19 protein-coding genes and 1 riboswitch are annotated in these 19564 nt (G+C 67.0%); of the genes, 11 read left to right on the forward strand and 8 right to left on the reverse strand.

All coding sequences use genetic code 11. From position 1 onward, the window contains the following. The 9 genes from A8G00_RS17625 to A8G00_RS17665 form a co-directional block, all read left to right on the forward strand. Window positions 1-978, forward strand: a 978-nt coding sequence (locus A8G00_RS17625; protein WP_146032614.1) for an SPOR domain-containing protein, incomplete at its 5' end; no start/stop codon positions are given. Between the two features lie 69 nt (window positions 979-1047). Next, window positions 1048-2205: a deoxyguanosinetriphosphate triphosphohydrolase gene (locus A8G00_RS17630; RefSeq protein ID WP_103001292.1), complete on the forward strand. Its 1158-nt coding sequence runs from the start codon at window positions 1048-1050 to the stop codon at window positions 2203-2205. 68 nt (window positions 2206-2273) lie between these two features. Next, window positions 2274-2564 carry a hypothetical protein gene (locus A8G00_RS17635; RefSeq protein WP_025549578.1) on the forward strand — a complete coding sequence of 97 codons (291 nt, stop codon included), beginning with the start codon at window positions 2274-2276 and terminating at the stop codon, window positions 2562-2564. 66 nt (window positions 2565-2630) lie between these two features. Continuing rightward, a riboswitch (glycine riboswitch) is annotated at window positions 2631-2730 on the forward strand. A gap of 178 nt (window positions 2731-2908) precedes the next feature. After that, window positions 2909-4060 (forward strand): glycine cleavage system aminomethyltransferase GcvT, encoded by a 1152-nt coding sequence (gene gcvT, locus A8G00_RS17640; RefSeq protein ID WP_103001293.1) that lies wholly within the window; start codon window positions 2909-2911, stop codon window positions 4058-4060. A gap of 25 nt (window positions 4061-4085) precedes the next feature. Beyond that, window positions 4086-4457: a glycine cleavage system protein GcvH gene (gene gcvH, locus A8G00_RS17645; protein WP_013040940.1), complete on the forward strand. Its 372-nt coding sequence runs from the start codon at window positions 4086-4088 to the stop codon at window positions 4455-4457. 120 nt (window positions 4458-4577) lie between these two features. After that, entirely contained in the window at window positions 4578-5936 is a 1359-nt protein-coding gene (gcvPA, locus tag A8G00_RS17650; RefSeq protein ID WP_103001294.1) for an aminomethyl-transferring glycine dehydrogenase subunit GcvPA, read from the forward strand. After that, complete coding sequence (gcvPB, locus tag A8G00_RS17655) at window positions 5933-7504, forward strand: aminomethyl-transferring glycine dehydrogenase subunit GcvPB (protein WP_103001295.1); 1572 nt, start codon at window positions 5933-5935, stop codon at window positions 7502-7504. Before gcvPA ends, gcvPB begins: the two co-directional genes overlap by 4 nt. After that, on the forward strand, window positions 7501-8145 hold the full coding sequence (locus A8G00_RS17660) for a DUF938 domain-containing protein (protein ID WP_103001296.1): 645 nt from the start codon (window positions 7501-7503) through the stop codon (window positions 8143-8145). Before gcvPB ends, A8G00_RS17660 begins: the two co-directional genes overlap by 4 nt. A 41-nt stretch (window positions 8146-8186) precedes the next feature. Then, a complete protein-coding gene (locus A8G00_RS17665) occupies window positions 8187-9068 on the forward strand; it encodes a hypothetical protein (RefSeq protein WP_103001297.1) in 882 nt (293 codons plus the stop codon). Here A8G00_RS17665 and A8G00_RS17670 read toward each other — a convergent pair. From A8G00_RS17670 to A8G00_RS17680, 3 genes are all read right to left on the reverse strand, one after another. Further along, window positions 9025-11016, reverse strand: a complete 1992-nt coding sequence (locus A8G00_RS17670) for an ATP-binding protein (protein ID WP_172451903.1) — start codon at window positions 11014-11016, stop codon at window positions 9025-9027. The two genes, A8G00_RS17665 and A8G00_RS17670, sit on opposite strands and share 44 nt — an antisense overlap. A gap of 122 nt (window positions 11017-11138) precedes the next feature. After that, complete coding sequence (locus A8G00_RS17675; protein ID WP_103001299.1) at window positions 11139-12362, reverse strand: aminotransferase class I/II-fold pyridoxal phosphate-dependent enzyme; 1224 nt, start codon at window positions 12360-12362, stop codon at window positions 11139-11141. A gap of 142 nt (window positions 12363-12504) precedes the next feature. Continuing rightward, a complete protein-coding gene (locus A8G00_RS17680; RefSeq protein WP_044660120.1) occupies window positions 12505-12747 on the reverse strand; it encodes an acyl carrier protein in 243 nt (80 codons plus the stop codon). 114 nt (window positions 12748-12861) lie between these two features. Between A8G00_RS17680 and A8G00_RS17685 the strand changes: the two genes are divergently transcribed. Continuing rightward, window positions 12862-13380: a Pycsar system effector family protein gene (locus A8G00_RS17685; RefSeq protein WP_239659643.1), complete on the forward strand. Its 519-nt coding sequence runs from the start codon at window positions 12862-12864 to the stop codon at window positions 13378-13380. Window positions 13381-13413: 33 nt separating this feature from the next. Here the strand turns inward: A8G00_RS17685 and A8G00_RS17690 are convergent, their stop codons facing one another. The 4 genes from A8G00_RS17690 to A8G00_RS17705 all read right to left on the reverse strand — a co-directional run bounded on the left by A8G00_RS17690 (window position 13414) and on the right by A8G00_RS17705 (window position 18160). Then, window positions 13414-13692 (reverse strand): ETC complex I subunit, encoded by a 279-nt coding sequence (locus A8G00_RS17690; protein WP_025549586.1) that lies wholly within the window; start codon window positions 13690-13692, stop codon window positions 13414-13416. A gap of 58 nt (window positions 13693-13750) precedes the next feature. Continuing rightward, window positions 13751-16222: an ATP-dependent helicase HrpB gene (gene hrpB / locus A8G00_RS17695; RefSeq protein WP_103001300.1), complete on the reverse strand. Its 2472-nt coding sequence runs from the start codon at window positions 16220-16222 to the stop codon at window positions 13751-13753. 39 nt (window positions 16223-16261) lie between these two features. Next, window positions 16262-17041, reverse strand: coding sequence for a TSUP family transporter (locus A8G00_RS17700; RefSeq protein WP_044660117.1), 780 nt, complete (start codon window positions 17039-17041; stop codon window positions 16262-16264). Between the two features lie 90 nt (window positions 17042-17131). Further along, window positions 17132-18160 carry a polyprenyl synthetase family protein gene (locus A8G00_RS17705; RefSeq protein WP_025549588.1) on the reverse strand — a complete coding sequence of 343 codons (1029 nt, stop codon included), beginning with the start codon at window positions 18158-18160 and terminating at the stop codon, window positions 17132-17134. Between the two features lie 158 nt (window positions 18161-18318). On the opposite strand from A8G00_RS17705, the gene A8G00_RS17710 reads away from it, so the two are divergent. Further along, complete coding sequence (locus A8G00_RS17710; protein WP_025549589.1) at window positions 18319-18603, forward strand: chorismate mutase; 285 nt, start codon at window positions 18319-18321, stop codon at window positions 18601-18603. Window positions 18604-18605: 2 nt separating this feature from the next. Here A8G00_RS17710 and A8G00_RS17715 read toward each other — a convergent pair whose 3' ends face one another. Further along, window positions 18606-19502, reverse strand: coding sequence for a DMT family transporter (locus tag A8G00_RS17715; RefSeq protein WP_048575421.1), 897 nt, complete (start codon window positions 19500-19502; stop codon window positions 18606-18608). Window positions 19503-19564 lie beyond the last annotated feature (62 nt).

Consider the following 19564-nt stretch of genomic DNA (forward strand, 5'->3'; position numbering starts at 1 on the left):
CGGACGCCGCCGCCGGCCCGATCCGCGCAGCAGGATCGTCGTTCGCGCCGCACCGAAACCGCCACGAGGCTTGCGCAGGCCGAAGCGCCGGCCCGCAACGCGCCGGCGCCAGGCCAGCCCGTTCCCACCTCCACCATTCCACAGACCCAGACCCAGACGCCGCCTCCGCCGCAGCGCGCGCCGCAAGCTGCCGCCTCCGCCGCCGCTCCCGCCACCTCCAATGTGCAGGGCCCGCCGGCGCCCGGCTTCGAATCCGTCCCGGCGCAAGGCCCGGCGCCCGCCAGCCCGCCGCCGAGCCAGCTCAACGCGATCACGCTGGCGCAGGCATCGGCGCCCCCCCCGTCCAGCCCGCCACAGGGCGGGGTGGACGCGCCGTCGGCTCAGCCGGCCGCTCCGCCACCAACCGCAACGCCTGCGCCGCAGCAGCAGATCGATCCGGCCGTCACCCATTCGCTGGCGGACATCATCCACGCCATCGATGTGCCGGAATCCGAACGCCAGTCGAGCGTCGTCGCGGTCGACCTGTCGGAGGTCGCCCGGATCCAGGCCGCCCGCCGCGCCGAGCGGGAGGCATCCGCCGCCGCTGCCGCGGAAAAGGCGAAGAAGGCCGCCGCCGCCAAGGCGAAGGCCGAAGCGGATGCCAAGGCCAGGCAACTGGCCGAGGAAAAGAAGAAGGCGGCCGAGGAAAAGGCCCGCCTTGCCGCCAATCCCTCGCGCAACTGGCTTCAGGTCGGTACGGGTGCGAACAAGGGCGCACTGGCCTTCACCATGAAGGGATTGCGCAAGAAATATGACTCGCTCGAACCGCAGGACGCCTGGGTGGCGAGCTGGGGCCGCACCAATCGCCTGCTTGTCGGGCCGTTCAGCAGCTTCACGCGGGCCAGGGCGCTGGAGGACAAGCTGAAGGCGGCGGGCGCGGACGTGTTCGCCTGGAAAAGCGATGCCGGGGAAGTGGTTGAGCGGCTTCCGGCGAAATAGGGCGATTTCCCATCGGTCGGAACATCGAACGACTCGGCAATGGTCGAAAACGGCATTAAAGGGCGCGGCATGACGCTGCTTGCATCCTATGCCTCGCATCCCGGCCAGAGCCGGGGCCGCCTCCATGCCGAACCCGGCGGGGAGGTGCGGGGGCCCCGCGACATGTTCCAGCGGGACCGCGACCGCATCATCCACAGCATCGCCTTCCGCCGCCTGCGCCACAAGACGCAGGTGTTCGTGTCGCCCGACGGCGATCATTTCCGCGTCCGGCTGACCCACAGCCTGGAGGTGGCGCAGATCGGGCGCACGACGGCGCGGACACTGGGCCTCAACGAAGACCTTACCGAAGCGCTTTGCCTGGCGCACGACATCGGCCATCCGCCTTTCGGCCACGCGGGGGAGGATGCGCTGGAGGCGGCGCTCGACGCGCATGGCGGCTTCGACCATAATGCGCATACGCTGCGCACGCTGATGCTGCTGGAAAGTCCCTACCCGCTATTCCGCGGCCTCAATCTGAGCTGGGAGATGCTGGAGGGGCTGGCCAAGCATAATGGCCCGGTCACGCGGCCCGGCTGGGCCATGCGGGAGGTGGATGCGCTGTTTCCGCTCGACCTTGCCAGCCATGCCTCGCTGGAGGCGCAGCTCGCGGCGATCGCGGACGACATCGCCTATGACAATCACGACATCGACGACGGGCTGCGCGCGGGCCTGCTGACGCTGGACCAGCTTCTGGGCGTGCCGCTGGTGAAAGGCTGCTGGGACCGGGTTCGCGCGCGCTATCCCGATGTGCCGGAGGATCGCCTGCTGCGCGAACTGGTGCGGGAACAGATCGGCGTGATGGCGAACGACCTGATCGCCGCCACCCGCGCCAACATCCTTGCGGCGGGCGTGGAGACCGCCGACGACGTTCGCCGGGCCGGACGCTCGCTGGTCGGCTTCTCGCCCGAACTCGCAGCGCAGGAGCGCGATCTCAAGCGGTTCATGTATGCGACGCTCTATAACCACCCATCGCAATTGGCGGCCGCCGACCGGGCGCGCGTGATCGTGACCGATCTGTTTCGCGCCTATCAGGCCGACCCGAAACTGATGCCGCAGGAGTGGCGCGACGATTGCGCGACGCTGGAACCCCGGCGCAGCCGCCATATAGCGGACTTCATCGCGGGCATGACCGACCGCTATGCCGAAAAGCGGCATGCCGAGATTTTCGGTGAACTGGCGCTGGCCTGAGCCATTGTCCGGAGATTCGCGACGGTCCGGCATTCCCTTTGCCCTGAAACCGCTCTACGCATCGGGTCATGGCCCTTCATCCGCAGATCGCCGCGCTCGCGGCCCAGCTTGAGGATCTTGCCGACCTGCTGCGCGCGCAGGGCGACCGGCTCTGGTCGGGGCGGATCGACCTGGTGCGACATCTGGTCGCGGACTCCAATTTCGCCGGCGTCGAACGCTTCCTGCGCCTGTTCGAAGGGGAGGAGGGGCTTGGCGCCTTGGTCCTGAACGACGCATCGGCCAACCGGCGGCTGATCGAACGGCGGCAGGCCGCGCGCATATTGGCCGAACGGCTGGCAAAAGAGGAAGGCGCCGATTGAGCGATTGACGGCGCGACGCGTTTCACGCAATGCGGAACTGTCGCCGGTGCCGTGGATTCGGTCATCGGACTTGATGCGGGAGAGCATGGGAAGCCTTTCAGGCCACCCCGTCGCCGAAGGAGCAACCGCCCCGGAATCTCTCAGGCCAAAGGACCGCATCATGGGCAGGCACTCTGGAAAGCGGACGGTTCGCGCCGTCCCACCGAAGGGGTAAGCCATCCGGTCGCCTGACTGGTGGTCAAAGCTCTCAGGTTCCGTGACAGAGGGGGTGGCAAACGCGATGAGTCCGACTCCGGACGGGCGCGTCTGTCGCCAATGACCCTCGCACGGAAAGGCCGCCCCTCATGTCCGGCAATGACGACATCGCCCATCTCGAAGAAGAATTGCCGTTGCAGGACCTGCCGCTGGATGGCTGGCACCGCGCCAGGGGCGCGCGGATGGTCGGCTTCGCGGGCTATCACATGCCGATCCAATATGAAGGCATCATGGCCGAACATGCCTGGACCCGCGAACATGCCGGGCTGTTCGACGTCAGCCATATGGGCCAGATCGGCTTTTCCGGCGAAGGCGTGGACGACGCGCTGGAAATCCTGTTGCCGAGCGACATCAAGGGGCTGAAGCCCTTCCGCCAGCGCTATTCGATGCTGCTCGATGAAGAAGGCGGCATATTGGACGACCTGATGGTCTCTCGCCTGGGGGACGGCGCCTTCGACGGCGCGGACATCTATATGGTGGTCAACGGCGCGACCAAATATGACGACATCGGCTGGATGATCGAGCATCTGCCCGATGAAGTGGTGATGAATCACATGGACGAGCAGGCCCTGCTCGCCTTGCAGGGGCCGGAAGCGGGGGAGGCGATGGCCACGCTGGTCCCGGAAACCGGGGATCTGATCTTCATGCAGTCCGGCCTCTTCACCTGGCGCGGCGTTCCGCTGTGGATCAGCCGGTCGGGCTATACCGGCGAGGATGGTTTCGAGATCAGCGTGCCCGCCGCGGATGTGACGCTGCTGGCCGATGCGCTCTGCGCGTTGCCGCAGGTGAAGCCGATCGGCCTTGGAGCACGCGATTCCCTGCGCCTGGAGGCCGGGCTGCCGCTTTACGGCCATGACCTGACGCCTGCCGTCAGCACCATCGGCGCCGATCTGGGCTTCGCCATCCAGAAGCGCAGGCGGGAAGAAGGCGGCTTCATCGGCCATGCGCGGGTGATGAAGGAATTGGCCGACGGACCGGGTTCGAAGCGCGTGGGCCTGAGGATCGAGGGCCGCCTGCCGGCGCGGGAGGGCGCGACGATCCATGCCGGCGGCGCGCAGGTGGGCGAAGTCACGTCCGGCGGCTTCGCGCCTACGGTGGGCGCGCCGATCGCGATGGGCTGGGTCAGCCTGCCCCACAGCGCGATCGGCACGGCGCTCGAAATCGAAGTGCGCGGCAAGCGCATCGCGGCGGAGGTTGCGCCGATGCCGTTCGTTCCGCACCGTTATCGCCGCAAAGCCTGAGTCCTTTTCGGAAGGGGATTGATTTATGAGCCGTTATTTCACCGACGAACATGAATGGATCGATGTCGAGGGCGAAATCGCCACGGTCGGCATCACCGATTATGCGCAGGAGCAGTTGGGCGACATCGTCTTCGTCGAATTGCCTGCGGAGGGCACGACCTTCGAAAAGGGCGACGACGCGGCCGTGGTGGAGTCGGTCAAGGCCGCCTCGGACGTCTATGCGCCGATTTCCGGCGAGGTCGTGGAAACCAACAGCGCGCTGGAAGACGAGCCTGCGCTGGTGAACAGCGATGCTGAGGAGGATGGCTGGTTCTTCAAGCTGCGCGTCACGGATGCCAGCGAACTGGAAGGCCTGATGAACGAAGCCGCCTATAAGAAGTTCGTCGCGAGCCTTTGAGAAGCCAATAGCCCCTCCCTTTCGGGGGAGGGGTTGGGGACCGCCCCAGGCGCCGCGTCTGGAGGATGGTCCCCACCCCCGGCCCTTCCCCTGAAGGGGAGGGGAGAGGAGATATGTGAAATGCGCTACCTACCCCTTACCGACACCGACCGGCAGGCCATGCTGTCCGTCATCGGGGCGTCCTCCATTGACGACCTGTTCGTGGACGTTCCTGCCGAGGCTCGCCTTTCGGACAAGATCGCCGGCCTGCCCGACCATGCCAGCGAACTGGCGGTCGAGCGCCACATGGCGGCCCTTGCGCGGAAGAATCTGTCAGCGGGGGAAGCGCCCTTCTTCCTGGGCGCGGGCGCGTACAGGCATCATGTCCCCGCCAGCGTCGATCATCTGATCCAGCGCGGCGAGTTCCTGACGGCCTACACCCCCTATCAGCCGGAAATCGCGCAGGGCACCTTGCAGGTGCTGTTCGAATTCCAGACGCAGGTGGCGCGCCTGCTGGGCTGCGACGTCGCCAACGCCTCCATGTATGACGGGTCGACCGCCTGCTGGGAAGCGATCGGCATGGCCCGCCGCATCACCAAGCGCGGCAAGGCGATCCTGTCCTCCGGCCTGCACCCCCATTATGTCTCGGTCGCCAACACCATGGCGAAGTTCACCGGCGACGCGCTGGTGCATCAGGCGCCGACGCTGGACGCCGCCACCGACATCGACGCGCTGATCGCCGGGATCGACAAGGATACAAGCTGCGTCGTCGTCCAATATCCCGACATTCTCGGCCGCATCGCCGACCTGACGCCGCTCGCCGATGCCGCCCATGTGGCGGGCGCGCTGCTGGTCGCGGTCGTCACCGAGCCGGTCGCCCTGGGTGCGATCAGGGCGCCGGGCCATATGGATGCGGACATCGTCGTCGGGGAAGGGCAGTCCATCGGCGTCGGCCTGCAATTTGGCGGGCCTTATCTGGGCCTGTTCGCGTGCAAGCAGAAATATGTCCGCCAGATGCCGGGCCGCCTTTGCGGCGAGACGGTGGACGCGGCGGGCAAGCGCGGCTTCGTGCTGACGCTTTCGACGCGCGAGCAGCATATCCGCCGTGAAAAGGCGACGTCGAACATCTGCACCAATTCCGGCCTCTGCGCGCTGGCCTTCAGCATCCATATGACGCTGCTGGGCGAAAGGGGATTGCGGGAACTGGCGGCGCTCAACCATGGGCTGGCCGTTCAGGCGGCCGACCGGCTGGCCCAGGTGCCCGGCGTCACGCTGCTCAACGACAGTTTCTTCAACGAATTCACCCTGATCCTGTCGAAGGACGCCCGCGAAGTCGTCCGCAACCTGGCGGACAAGGGCGTGCTGGGCGGCGTCTCGCTCGGTCGCCTGTTCCCGGACGCGCCGGCAATCGGCAACGGACTGGTCGTCGCCGTCACCGAAACCGTGACGGTGGAGGATATCGAAATCTTCGCGAAGGCGCTGGAGGAGGAACTGGCATGACCATGCTCAAGGAAGGCCGGCCGACCGCGCCGCAGGCTCTGACTAAAGCCGACAGCGCGCCCGCGACCGCCACGGGCAACCGTGCGCTGATGCTGGAGGAAGCGCTGATCTTCGAAATCGGCTCGACCGAGACAACTGGCGTCGACTTTGCCGAAGCGCCAGAGGTCGCCAGCCGTCTCGGCGATCTGGCCCGCACCGACAGCATTGGCCTGCCCGGCCTGTCGGAGCAGGAAACGGTGCGCCATTACACCCGCCTCAGCCGCCAGAACTACGCCATCGACCTTGGCCTGTTCCCGCTCGGCTCCTGCACGATGAAGCATAATCCGCGCCTGAACGAGAAGGTGGCGCGGATGCCCGGTTTCGCGGACCTTCACCCGCTTGCACCTCAATCGACGGTGCAGGGCGCGCTGGCGGTGATCCATGAACTGGCCGCCTGGCTGGTGACCCTGACCGGCATGCATTCCGTCGCGATGAGCCCCAAGGCGGGCGCGCATGGCGAATTATGCGGCCTGCTTGCGATCCGCGCGGCGCTGGAAGCGCGGGGCGATGCGCGCAGCGTCATCCTGGTGCCGGAAAGCGCTCATGGCACCAACCCTGCGACCGCCGCCTTCTGCGGCTATAAGGTCGAGGATATTCCGGCGACACCGGACGGGCGGGTCGATCTGGAAGCGCTGAAGGGCCGCCTCGGCCCCGACGTCGCGGCGGTGATGATCACCAATCCCAATACCTGCGGCCTGTTCGAGCGGGACATGAAGACGATCTCCGACGCGGTGCACGCCGCCGGGGCCTTCGTCTATTGCGACGGCGCGAACTTCAACGCCATCGTCGGGCGGGTCCGCCCCGGCGATCTGGGCGTCGACGCGATGCACATCAACCTGCACAAGACCTTCTCCACGCCGCATGGCGGCGGCGGTCCCGGCTCCGGCCCGGTGGTGCTGTCCGAAGCGCTCGCCCCCTTCGCGCCGCTGCCCTTCGTCGAAAAGCAGGGCGACAAATTCGTGCTGGTCGAGGAAGAGACGGCGGAAGACCATCACGGCCAGACCTTTGGCCGCATGGTCGCCTTCCATGGCCAGATGGGCATGTTCACCCGCGCCCTGACCTACATCCTCAGCCATGGCGCGGACGGCCTGCGGCAGGTCGCCAGCGATGCGGTGCTGAACGCCAACTATATCCTGCGCAGCCTGGACGATGTGCTGGACGCGCCCTTCGGCGGCAGCGGCCCCTGCATGCATGAGGCGCTGTTCAGCGACAAGGGGCTGGCGGAAGGCTTCACCACGCTCGACATCGCGAAGGGGCTGATCGACGAGGGCTTCCACCCGATGACCATGTATTTCCCGCTGGTGGTGCATGGCGCGATGCTGGTCGAACCTACGGAGACGGAGAGCAAGGCCGCGCTCGACCAGTTCATCCTGGCGCTGCGCAGCCTGGCCGAACGCGCCAAAGCAGGTGACGAGGCGCTGAAAGGCGCGCCCTATTTCGCCCCGCGCCGCCGCCTGGACGAAACGCTGGCTGCGCGCAAGCCGGTCCTCACATGGACCGAGCCGGCGCTGGCGGAAGCGGCCGAATGACGGACGGGCCGGAGCCGTGGGAACCCGGTTCCGGCCACGCCGCCGCAGGCAAGCGCCACGCCCCCGCGACGGAGCGCAACCGCGACGCCATATTGGCGGTGCTTCGGGAGGAACTGCCATCCTCCGGCCTGGTGCTGGAAGTGGCGAGCGGCAGCGGCGAGCATGCGATGTACTTCGCCGCCGCCCTGCCCGCGCTCGATTGGCAACCGAGCGATTCCGATCCGGCTGCGCTGGCATCCATAGAAGCGTGGCGGCAGGAAGCGGGGCTCCCCAATGTGCGTCGGCCACTCAGGCTCGATGCCAGCGCCGGCTGGCCGGTGGAAAGGACGGACGCGATCCTGTGCATCAACATGGTGCACATCAGCCCCTGGGAAGCGACGCTCGGTTTGATGAAGGCGGCGGGGGCGGCGCTGCCGCCGGGTGGCCTGCTCTATCTCTATGGGCCCTATCTGCGGGAGGATGTCGAAACCGCGCCAGGCAATCTTGCCTTCGACGCATCGCTTCGGGCGCGCGATCCCGAGTGGGGCCTGCGTCGGGCCGAGGATGTCATTGCGATTGCGCAGGGCGAGGGGCTGGCATTTCAGCGATTGGTCGAAATGCCCGCGAACAATCTGTCCTTGATATTCCGGCGGCGGGATTGAAAGACTGCCGCGCTCCTGCGAAGGGGGGAGCCCAAGGACCGATGCCCCACACTCTCCTCTCCCTCGTCACCGCCGAACTGGCCACGCCCGCCGATCCGCGCGCGGCGGCGATGGCGGGCGCGTTGGCGGCCCAATATCCCGACGCTTCGCGGGCGGTGCTCTTCTACGGCTCCTGCCTGCGGGAGGAGAATCTCGACGGCTTGATGCTGGATTTCTACCTGATCGTATCCGACTATCGCGCCGCTTATGGAAAGCGCTGGCTCGCGACCGCCAACCGGCTGATCCCGCCCAATGTCTTTCCCTTCGAACATAATGGCCTGATCGCCAAATATGCGGTGCTTTCGGAGGCCGACTTCGCGCGCCTCAACAGCCCTGCCGCCGACAATGTGTCGGTCTGGGCGCGCTTTGCCCAGCCTGCGCGGCTGCTCTGGGCGGCGGACGACCTTGCCCGCCAGCGCGCCATCGCCGCCGTTGCCGGCGCCGCCCCGACGCTGCTTTCGCTCGCTCGCCCGATGGTGCGGGAACAGGACGCGCTGTCGCTGTGGAAGACCGGCTTCACCCTGACCTATGGCGCGGAACTGCGGGCCGAGCGCAAGGGCCGCTCCCTTTCCATCGTCGATGCCGATCCGGATCGTTACCGGCGCTTCGGGGAAGCCGCGCTGGCCCAGGGCCTGCCCCTGTCGCCGGAGCCGGATCAGGCGGCCGCCCTCTGGCGGCGGCTGCAAAGGCGCGGCAAGTGGCTGTCGGTCGTCCGCCTCGCCAAGGCGAGCTTCACCTATGCCGGCGGCATCGATTATCTGGCTTGGAAGATCAACCGCCACGCCGGCACCGCTATCCAGATCAAACCCTGGCAGCGCCGCTGGCCGCTGATCGGCGCGCTTACTCTGCTGCCGCGGCTGTTCCGGGGTGGTGCGATCCGCTGAGCGCATTCGACAGCGCCTGTGCCAGCCCTGTCAGCGTATAGGGTTTGCGCAACACCTCATGACCCCCGAAATCAGCGCTTTCAGCGGTATCGCCGGCATAGCCCGTGACGAACAGCACCGGCAGATGCGCATAGATGGGGGGCAGGGTGCGGATCATCTCCGGCCCGGTCATGTCGGGCATCAGCACGTCGCTGACGATCAGGCCGATGTCCCGATGGCTGGTGAGCAGCTTCGCCGCCTTCGACGGATGATCGCAGGCGACCGGCAGGTGGCCCAGTTCCGAGAGCGCCGCCATCGTCTGGTTGAGGACGCGCGGATCGTCCTCAACCACCAGGATGCGCATCGGCGGGTGAAGCACGGGTTCCCGGTCCGGCGTTGACGCATCCATCGCGTCTTCGCCTTCCGCACCGATATGACGGGGCAGATAGAGGTGGACGCTCGTGCCCTTGCCGGGTTCGGATTCGATGCGGATCTCTCCCTCGCTCTGGTGCACGAAGCCGAAAATCTGGCTGAGGCCAAGCCCCGTGCCCTTGCCGACCGGCTTGGTGGTGAAGAAGGGTTCGAACACGCGGGAGAGGATGTCGGGCGTCATGCCGCAGCCGTCGTCGCTGACGCTTAGGGTCACATATTCCCCGCCGGCGCATTCCCCGATCTCATGCTGCGCGAGTTCGGCCTGCCCTGTCCTTATGATCAGCCGACCCCGCCCGTCCATCGCATCGCGGGCGTTGACGCACAGGTTCAATATCGCATTTTCCATCTGATGCTGGTCGACGAAGATCCGCCAGCCCTTCGCCTCATTTTCGAAGGCCATGGTGATCTGGTCCCCGATGGACCGGTCGATCAGGTCGGACAGGCCGGCCACCAGCGCATCGGGATCGACCGGGCTGGGCAGCAGCGGTTCCGACCGGGCGAAGGCCAGCAGGCGGCGGGTCAGCGCGGCGGCGCGATTGGCGCCCTCCATCGCATTGTCGAGATGGCGGTTCGCCTCCTGCGGTTTCAGCCGCAGCTTGCGCTTGGCGAGTTCCAGACCGCCGACCACCACCGCCAGCATGTTGTTGAAGTCGTGGGCGATGCCGCCGGTCAACTGGCCAACGGCGTCCATCTTCTGCATCTGGCGCAGATTTTCCTCGGCGGCGGCGCGTTCGGCGGTCTCCTTCTTGAGCCGTTCATAGGCGTCCGACAATTCGGCGGTGCGGGTGGCGACTGCCTCCTCCAGCCGGTCGGCGCGTTCCGCCTCGTCATCCGCCTGCCTGCGGGCATTGCGCCGCTCGCTATAGGCGGCATTGGCGAACCAGAGCGCGAACAGCACGCAGACGAGCAGCACCAGCCCGAAAAGCTGCGATGTCTTGCCGAACCAGGCGTTGCGATCCCCGGCCAGCGACACGGCCTGGCTGCGCTCCTGCAAGCGGGCATTCTCCGCCTGGATGACGCGGTCCAGCAGCGCCGTGATGCGCATCAGGTCGCGGGACCTGCCCGCCTGATGGAATTGCGCGAGCGCCGCCATCTTCTGGTCGTAGGTGGTGCGCAGACCGATCTCGCTCAGCGTCTTGCCGCGCTGGTCGAACGCCGCCTGCAACGCCATGACGTTGCCGCGCTGCCAGTCGGAATGGCGGGTGGTGTAGTTCAGCGTCTTGAGCTGGCTTGCGGCGGTGCGCCACTGGTCCTGGAACAGGCGGCCGGTATCGGGGTCAAGGCTGATGACATAGCGGGCCAGCGTCACTTCGGCGCGGGCGGTCTTCGCCTCGAACGCGCGGGCGAGGGCAATGATCTCGAAACTGCGGCGCTGTTCCTTCAGCGCGCGCTCATGGTCGCGGGCCGCATGGCTGGCGCTGTAGAGCAGCGTGCCGAGAGAACCCACCAGCAGGACGACGAGCACCAGCGGCAGGAAGCGTGCAACGAACGCTCGCCACCCTGTCGCATGTTCATCCATGAAAAACCCGTCCGCCATCGACAGTTACACTAGATGAACAATATTAATGGAGAAATGCCGCAGGTGAAAGGTTCCGATTTCGCCGCAAATTCCGTCGCGTTAAATGCCCGTCCGGTCGCGGCGGCGATGGGAAGGCGCGATCAGCCGATCGCTCCCGTCGCCTTGCCCGCGGCCTCGAACATCGCGATGATCTGGCCGACCTGTTCATCGCTATGTTCCGCGCAAAGCGAGCAGCGCAGCAGAAAGGTTCCAGCGGGAGTTGCCGGGGGGCGCGCCATGTTGACGTAGAGCCCCAGTTCCAGCAGCGCCTGCCACATGGCCACCGCCTGCGTCTGGTCGGTCAGGATGACGGCGATGATCGCGGATTGCGGCGTTTCCGTGCCCAGCCTGAAGCCGAGGTCGGTCAGGCCCTTGTGCAGCCGCTGGCTATTCTTCCACAGATGGGCGCGCTTCTCGCCCGCATGCATCAGCTTGCGGATCGACGTCGCGGCGGTGGCGACGACGCTGGGCGGCAGGGACGCGGTGAAGACATAGGGACGGCAGACGAGGCGCAGCACCTCGAACTTCGGATGGTTGGAGACGCAGAAGCCGCCCACCGTGCCGACCGACTTGGAGAAGGTGCCGACGACGAAGTCCACGTCCTTCTCGACGCCCTGCTCTTCATAGACGCCGCGGCCGTTGGGGCCGAAAAAGCCCATGCCGTGGGCTTCGTCGACCAAGATCATGCAATTGGGATGCTTGCGGACCGCCGCCACCATGTCCGGCAGGGGGGCGACGTCGCCCAGCATCGAATAGACGCCCTCCAGCACCACCAGCTTCAGCGCGTCGGCGGGCAGGCGGCCCAGGCGCTTGTCCAGATCCTCGACGCTGTTGTGGCGGAAGCGGACGATCTCCGCATCGCCCAGGAAGCAGCCGTCGTAGATGGAGGCGTGGCTGTCGGCGTCCAGCACGACATAGTCGCCCTTGCCCGCGAGGGTGGAGATCATGCCGAGATTGGCCTGATAGCCGGTCGAGAAGACCATCGCGCCGCTGGTGCCGTAGAAGTCCCTGAGCGCTTCCTCGACGTGCCTGTGACCCTGATAGGTGCCGTTCAGCACGCGGCTGCCGGTGGTGCCCGCGCCGAAATCGTCCAGCGCCTTCTTGCCCGCGGCGACCACGTCCGGGTCGAAGGTCATGCCCATATAGTTATAGGTGCCGAGCAGGATCGTGTCCTTGCCCTTGATCACCGCCTGGGTCGGGGACTTCACCTCGTCCATCACGATGGCGAAGGGATCGCGCACGCCGGTCGCCAGCAGCGCCTCGCGCTCTGCGATCAGGGCATCGAATTTGGAGAAGAGGTCGCGGGCTTGCGTGGCGTCGGTCATTGTCTCAATCGTCCCAAAACCGTTCGGGCTGAGCGAAGTCGCAGCTTCTTGCCGAGCGGAGCCGCGGCTCCATGCTTCGCCTTGGCTCAGCAAAGGGCTTCGACTTCGCTCAGCCCGAACGGCGGTTAAAGTTTCAGGCGGATCAGCCCTTCAGCTTCGCCACGGCGTCCACGAGCTGGCCGATGGTCTCGATCTCGGCCTGCATGTTCATGGTGATGATGATGTCGAACTCATCTTCGATCGCGGCGACGAAATCCATCACCGTCAGGCTGTCCCATTCCAGATCGCCGGCGAAGGTGGTGGCTTCGGTCAGTTCGACGCCCTTTTTGTTGAAAGGCGCGATCTGGCTCAAAACGCTGTCGAAAATTGGCTGGCGATCCGTCATTATCCGTGGTGCTTTCCGTGAAAGAGCGGCTTTTGCCCTCAAGCGTCGCTCTTTGGCAAGGGAATAAGGCGGCAATCGGGCATGACTGTCGCGAAAAAAGGGGAAGGGGGGACTATGGCCGATGGGGCGAATGCGCCGGTGCCCAATGCGATCCACCTGCTGCGCACGGCGGTGCAGACCAATATGCAACTCAGCCAGATGGCCGACCAGAAGGCGAACATGCTGATCGGCGCGTCGATGGTGATCTTCACGCTTTGCGTCGCGCAGTTGCGCTCGGGCGCGCTGGTCTGGCCGGTGGCGGTGCTGGCGGTGGGCGTGTTCCTGGCCGCGACCTGCGCGATCCTGGCGGTGCTGCCGAGCGTGAGCCAGCCACGCGGCGGCGTGGGAGAGGGGGATAATCTCTTGTTCTTCGGTGTCTTCACCAGCCTCGGCGAAGCGGAGTTCAGCGATCGGATGATGCGGCTTGTCGCGGATGACGACGCGCTGTGCCGGGCGATGCTGCGCGACATGTACCAGAACGGGCAGGTGCTCCAGCGGCGGAAATATCGCTGGCTGGGCTATGCCTACCGGCTGTTTCTGGCAGGCGTGGTGGCGAGTTTCGCGGCGTTGATGGCGGATCTGGCGCTCAGGTGATGCTGAAGGCGCAGGCCTGTCCTGCCCGGCGGCTTAGCGGAAATTGTCCGCGTAAGCCTGAATCTTCAGCGTCTTCGGCGCGGTCGGAATGACCGTATAGGGAATCCCCTCCCGCTCTGCATAGGCGCGGGCGGCTTCCTCGGAGGAGAAGGTCAGCCTGATCTGCTGCTTCGTGTCGCCGGAACCCGCCCAGCCGGTCAGGGGATCGGGCTTCTTCGCTTCGGCCGCCACATATTCCAGCACCCATTTGCGGGTCAGCGCCTTGCCGGACTGCAGGGCGTTCTTCTGGATCTGATAGATGCGCGCGCTCATCGCGATAGAGACTCCTGAGGGAAGATCGGGTTGCGTTGCACCAGCGACTGGATCGAAGTCAAGGCTTCCCCTTGGCGTCGGCGCGTTTCGTGCGCAGCGTGGCGCTGGCGGCTGCCGGGTCGTCCGGCCAGGGATGTTTGGGATAGCGGCCGCGCATCTCCTTCGCCACGGCGCTCCAACTGCCCTTCCAGAAGCCCGGCAGGTCGCGCGTCGTCTGGATCGGCCGGCCGGCGGGCGAGGTGAGGGAGAGGACCAGCGGAATGCGCCCGCTGCCGACCACCGGATGCTCGTTGAGGCCGAACAGGGCCTGGACGCGCAGCTCGACGCGGGGGCCGCCCTCCGCCGCATAGTCGATCTCATGGCCGCTGCCGGCGGGGGAACGGAATTCGGGCGGGGCCAGCCGGTCGACCTGCTGCTTCCCGTCCCAGCCGATCAGCCCTTCCAGCACGCCCGAAAGCTGCGAGCGGTCGATGTCGGAAAGGCGGCGCCTGCCCTGCAGCAGCGGGGGCAGCCATTCGTCCAGCGTTTCCATCAGCGCGCTATCTGACAGCGCCTCCACCCCGGCAAAGGCGGCGCGCATCCTGAGCGACCGCGCGGCGTCGGACCAGGGAAGCAGGTCCAGCCCGCCCTGCCGCACGCCGTCGGTCAGGGCGGCGACCACGGCGGTCGGATCGGGCCGGTCGTCGGAACCGGAAGAGAGCCGCACCGCGCCCAGCCGCCTTTCGCGCAGCGCCTCTATCCCGCCATTGGCGGCCCGGAAGCGCACGGTGCGATGTTCCGCGACGCGAGCGCTGAACAGGGCGATCACCTCCGTCTCGCCGATCGGTGCGGCGGAAAGGATGCGGGCGCCCGCGGCGCTGCCCTGCACTTCGCCCACCGCCAGCCATTCCTCCCGCGCCAGGGGGCTGAGCGGGTCGAGCCGGAAGCCGCGTCCCCCGACGCTTGCCCAATCGGCTCCGTCCGCAGAGCGGCGCCTTGCAACCCGGTCCGGGAAAGCGAGGGCAAGGCAGAGGCCGGTTTCATGGCCTCCCGCCGCACTGACAGGGATTGCGCCGGATGAATCCGTCGGGGCCAGCTTCGCCCATCGCTTCGCCATCGCCCGCGCCGCATCGGCGCGCTTGCCGCTTTCCCGCCGCCAGCGCATCCGCCGCTGCGACAGGTCCGTGTCCTGTCCGCCGATTCCCCGCTCGCCCAGCAGCACGGCAACCTCCGCCGCGATCTCCGCCAGACCCATTTCGCCTGCCCGCACCAGCATATGGCCGATGCGCGGCTCCAGCGGCAGGGTGGCGAGCGTCTTGCCATGGGCGGTGATGCGTCCATCCTCGTCCAGCGCTTCCAGCACCGTCAGCCGCTTGCGCGCCTCCGCCACGGCGGCAGCGGGCGGCGGGTCCAGCCAACGCAGCTCGCCCGGATCGCTCACCCCCCAAAGCGCGCAGTCCAGCATCAGGCTCGACAGGTCGCTCTCCAATATTTCCGGCGGGTCGAAGGGCGGCATCCCGGCCGTCGCAGCCGCTTCCCATAGCCGATAGGCGACACCCGGCCGCTGCCGCGCGGCCCGCCCCGCCCGCTGGGTCGCCGCCGCCTGGCTCGCCCGCTCCGTCACCAGCCGCGTCACCCCCGCCGCCCGGTCGTAGCGTGGCCGCCGCGCCAGCCCGCTGTCGACCACGATCCGCACGCCGTCGATGGTCAGGCTGGTCTCCGCAATGGAGGTGGCGAGGATGACTTTCCGCCGTCCCTCCCGCGAGGGGCGGATCGCCGCGCGCTGCGCCGCCGGATCGAGCGACCCGTGGAGTTTGTGAACCTGCGCCCCGGCGTCCTCCAGCCGTTCCGCCGTCCGTTCGATTTCCGCCACGCCGGGCAGGAAGGCGAGCAGGTCGCCTTCCGCCTCTTCGTTGAGCGCCCGGCGGATGGTGGCCGCCATTGCATCCTCTATCCGCTTTTCGGCAGCGCGTCCGACATGGCGCAGTTCCAGCGGCTGGATGCGGCCTTCGCTCTCCACCACCGGCGCGTCCTTCCCGCCATGGGCGAGCAGCGCGGCAAAACGCGCCCCGTCCAGGGTGGCGGACATCGGCACGATCCGCAGGTCCGGCCGCAGCGCGCCCTGGGCGTCCAGCGCCAGCGCCAGTCCGAAATCGCTGTCCAGGCTGCGCTCATGCACTTCGTCGAAGAGGACCGCGGAAACGCCCGAAAGCTCCGGATCGTCCTGGATCCGCCGCACGAAAATGCCTTCGGTCAGGACCAGCAGGCGGGTCCGGGCCGACATCCGCGAATCCATCCGCGTCGCATAGCCTACCGTGCCGCCGGGCTGTTCGCCCATCAGTTCGGCAATCCGTTCCGCCGCCGCGCGGGCCGCAAGCCGGCGAGGGGAGAGCAGCAGCACCTGCCCGGTGCACCAGGGTTCGTTCAGCAGCGCCGGGGCCACTGCCGTCGTCTTGCCCGCGCCCGGCGGCGCCACCAGCACGGCGTTGCTGCCTTCGCGCAGGGCGGCAAGCAGGTCGGGCAGCACGGCATCGATGGGCAGGGCAGTCATGGCTGTCCCTCTCGCGCCATTCCCGGCCGAGTGCAAGGATCAGCCGAACAGCAGCGCGTGAATGGGGTTTTCAGGGTCGAGCAGCATCTTCGCCGTCAGCGCCAGCGACATGACGATCAGCAGCGGCCGGATCAGGCGGCTGCCGAAGCGCATGGCGAGGCGCGATCCGATCTGCCCGCCGGCGATGCTGCCCACCGCCATGGCGAGGCCGACGATCCAGATCACATGCCCGCCCGCGATCATGGTAAGCAGGCCGGCGAGGTTGCTGGCGAAATTGGCTGCCTTGGTCTGCGCGGTGGCGCGCACGAGGCCCAGGCCGCCCAGCGCAATGAAGATGCTGGTGTAGAAGGCGCCCGCACCCGGTCCGAAAAAGCCGTCGTAAAAGCCGATGACGCCGATCAGCAGGCTCAGCAGCACCATGCCGATGCGCTGGTGCCGGTCGATCTCGCTCATCTTGGGCGAAAAGGTGAAATAGGCCGCCAGCGCGATCAGCAGCGCAGGCATAAGCCCCGCGAGGATGGATGGATCGACCCGCTGCACCAGCCACGCCCCGCCGACCGATCCTGCGAAGGCGGCGAATATCGGCCAGCGATAGGCCTTCAGATCCATATGTCCCGCCCGCGCATAGGCGACGCAGGCGCCGAAGGTGCCGAGCGAGGATTGCAGCTTGTTGGTGGCGACCGCCGGAACGGGCGGGATTCCGGCGGCGAGCAAGGCAGGCAGGGCGATCAGCCCGCCGCCGCCCGCCATTGCGTCGATGCATCCCGCCATAAGCGCGGCGGCCATGAGGAAGGCGATGGTTTCAGGAGAAGGGATCATGATCGGCAGGAGGTCTTGGCGGAATGAAGCGCTAAGTGCACCTGTCTACGCAGGAACACGACGATGGAAACGAACCGGCCTGCCAGACCCTCAATAAGCCCGCGCGATGGCGAACCCGACCGCTTCGGTCAGCGCGGCCTTGGCCTTGCCATTGTCGAACATGCCCAGCGCATCGATGGCTCTCTGCCCATAATGCCGCGCCCGCGCCAGCGTATCCGCGATCGCGCCCGTCTTACGCAGCAGGCCCGTAGCATGCGCCAGATCCTCGTCGCTCACCCGGTTGCCTGCAATAGCCTGCTTCCAGAAGGCGCGGTCATCTTCCGAACCCCGGGCATAGGCGAGGATCACGGGCAACGTCACCTTGCCGTCGCGGAAATCGTCACCCGCATCCTTGCCCATGGTCGCGCCGTCCGATTCATAGTCGATGGCGTCGTCGATAAGCTGGAAGGCGATGCCGAGGTTGCGGCCATAGACGTCCAGAGCCTGCTCCTCGGCCTCCGTGCGGTCGGCGACCACGGCGGAAATGCGGCAGGCGGCGGCGAACAGGGCAGCGGTCTTCGCGCCGATGATGTCGAGATACTGCTCTTCGCTGGTGTCGATCTTGCGCTGGGCGGTGAGTTGGTTGACCTCCCCCTCCGCGATCACGGCGGACGCATTGGAGAGGATCTTCAGCACCTTCAGCGATTCCGCCTCCACCATCAGTTCGAAGGAGCGGGAAAAGAGGAAGTCGCCCACCAGCACGCTGGCGCTGTTGCCCCAGATGATGTTGGCGGTCTTGCGGCCCCGGCGCAGCCCCGATCCGTCGACCACATCGTCATGCAGCAGGGTCGCGGTGTGGATGAATTCGACCGCGGCGGCCAGCTTGTAATGGCGCGACCCGGCATAACCGACCAGATCGGCGCAGGCGAGCGTCAGCATCGGCCGCATCCGCTTGCCGCCGCCCGCGATCAGATGCCCGGCGAGTTCCGGGATCAGCGGAATGCGCGACTGCATCCGGTCCAGAATGACGGCGTTCACCTGATTCATGCCCTCGGCGACCAGCGCCATCATGGGGGCGAGCGAAGGCGCGCTGCTGGCGCGGCCGATGGGGTGGACATTGCCGGTGGCGGATGCTGTCATGACAAGCGCCATGTGGCGGCGCAAAATGCTAAAGGCAAGCGGGAATAGCTTGCGCGGGCGTCCGGAAGCGGCAAAAAGCGCGCGATATTTGATCGACGCATCGTCAGGGCGCAAAACCCGCGTCCATTTTCGCCGGCGATGCTCTGCGGAGGACCAAAGTGGACGAGACCCTGAAGCGCTATCGCGAGAGCATCGACAATATCGACGCGGCGCTCGTCTTCATGCTGGCGGAGCGGTTCAAGATCACCCAGGCCGTCGGAGAGCATAAGGCGACCCACGACCTGCCTCCCGCCGATCCCGGCCGGGAGGAACGCCAGATCGCCCGGCTGCGCCAGCTTGCTACCGATGCGAATCTGGACCCCGATTTCACCGAGAAATTCCTGCGCTTCATCATCGATGAGGTCATCCGCCACCATGAACGGCTGCGGGAAAGGCAGGGCTGAGTTCAGGCCGGTTCGGCGATGTCCTGATTGCGCGTCGGTTGCGTCGACCGGCCCAGCATCACTCCACCCAGCGCCAGCCCGAAGCCGATGAGCTGCACCGGACCCAGCCGTTCCCCGAACAGCAGCCATGCCTCGACCGCGGCAAGCGGCGGCACCAGCAGCAACAGCATCGACATGCGCGTCGGCCCCTGATGCCGCACCAGCCACACCAGCAGCGACAGTCCGCCCGCCGACAGCCCCAGCACCGACCAGGCAAGGCCGATCCACAGCACAGGCGTGCCGTCCCAGCGATATTCCCCGGCGAACAGCGTGGCCGCCATGGCGAGCAGCGCGCCGCCCCCATTCTGCACCGCCCCGGAAATCGCGATGCCGTCGCCTGCTATCGATCCGCGCTGGATCAGCGTGCCGCCAGCCATGCCGAGCACGGCGAGCACGCCGGCGAGAGCCGGTCCTGTCGCGATCGATCCGGCGCCCGACCGCTCGATCGCCGGCAATAGCACGCAACCGACCCCTCCGATCGCGATCGCCAGACCGACCCAGGCGCGGGCGGGCAGCCGGTCGCCCAGAAAGGCGACGCTCGCCACCGCCACCATCAGCGGTTGCAGCGAACCCAGCAGCGCCATGACGCCCGCCGGCATGCCGTTGTTCACCGCCCACCAGCTGAGCGTCAGGTAGAAGCCATGCAGCATCGCGCCAGCCGCCAGATGCAGCCCCAGCCGCCGTCCACGCGGCAGCGCCTGCCGCGCATAGAGCGCCGCCCCGGCGAGCAAGGTCGTCGTCAGCGCCAGCCGCACCGCCAGGACCAGCTCCGGCGCGGCATGCGGCACCATCGCCCGCGCGACGATGAAGCCGGTCGACCAGATCAGCACGAAGAGAAGGGAAGCCATGGCAGCGATCATGCGCTCGCCTTTGGCCTATCGATACTCGGCTGTCGAGGCGCGCTTTGGGTTGGAGCGCGGTT

The sequence above is a fragment of the Sphingobium sp. SA916 genome (genome assembly GCF_002894065.1).
Lineage (GTDB): Bacteria > Pseudomonadota > Alphaproteobacteria > Sphingomonadales > Sphingomonadaceae > Sphingobium > Sphingobium fuliginis.

Coding starts and splice junctions, on each gene's coding strand:
- A8G00_RS17630 (WP_103001292.1), top strand. CDS start 1,048: ATGACGCTGCTTGCATCCTATGCCTCGCATCCCGGCCAGAGCCGGGGC.
- A8G00_RS17635 (WP_025549578.1), top strand. CDS start 2,274: ATGGCCCTTCATCCGCAGATCGCCGCGCTCGCGGCCCAGCTTGAGGAT.
- gcvT (WP_103001293.1), top strand. CDS start 2,909: ATGTCCGGCAATGACGACATCGCCCATCTCGAAGAAGAATTGCCGTTG.
- gcvH (WP_013040940.1), top strand. CDS start 4,086: ATGAGCCGTTATTTCACCGACGAACATGAATGGATCGATGTCGAGGGC.
- gcvPA (WP_103001294.1), top strand. CDS start 4,578: ATGCGCTACCTACCCCTTACCGACACCGACCGGCAGGCCATGCTGTCC.
- gcvPB (WP_103001295.1), top strand. CDS start 5,933: ATGACCATGCTCAAGGAAGGCCGGCCGACCGCGCCGCAGGCTCTGACT.
- A8G00_RS17660 (WP_103001296.1), top strand. CDS start 7,501: ATGACGGACGGGCCGGAGCCGTGGGAACCCGGTTCCGGCCACGCCGCC.
- A8G00_RS17665 (WP_103001297.1), top strand. CDS start 8,187: ATGCCCCACACTCTCCTCTCCCTCGTCACCGCCGAACTGGCCACGCCC.
- A8G00_RS17670 (WP_172451903.1), bottom strand. CDS start 11,016: ATGGCGGACGGGTTTTTCATGGATGAACATGCGACAGGGTGGCGAGCG.
- A8G00_RS17675 (WP_103001299.1), bottom strand. CDS start 12,362: ATGACCGACGCCACGCAAGCCCGCGACCTCTTCTCCAAATTCGATGCC.
- A8G00_RS17680 (WP_044660120.1), bottom strand. CDS start 12,747: ATGACGGATCGCCAGCCAATTTTCGACAGCGTTTTGAGCCAGATCGCG.
- A8G00_RS17685 (WP_239659643.1), top strand. CDS start 12,862: ATGGCCGATGGGGCGAATGCGCCGGTGCCCAATGCGATCCACCTGCTG.
- A8G00_RS17690 (WP_025549586.1), bottom strand. CDS start 13,692: ATGAGCGCGCGCATCTATCAGATCCAGAAGAACGCCCTGCAGTCCGGC.
- hrpB (WP_103001300.1), bottom strand. CDS start 16,222: ATGACTGCCCTGCCCATCGATGCCGTGCTGCCCGACCTGCTTGCCGCC.
- A8G00_RS17700 (WP_044660117.1), bottom strand. CDS start 17,041: ATGATCCCTTCTCCTGAAACCATCGCCTTCCTCATGGCCGCCGCGCTT.
- A8G00_RS17705 (WP_025549588.1), bottom strand. CDS start 18,160: ATGACAGCATCCGCCACCGGCAATGTCCACCCCATCGGCCGCGCCAGC.
- A8G00_RS17715 (WP_048575421.1), bottom strand. CDS start 19,502: ATGATCGCTGCCATGGCTTCCCTTCTCTTCGTGCTGATCTGGTCGACC.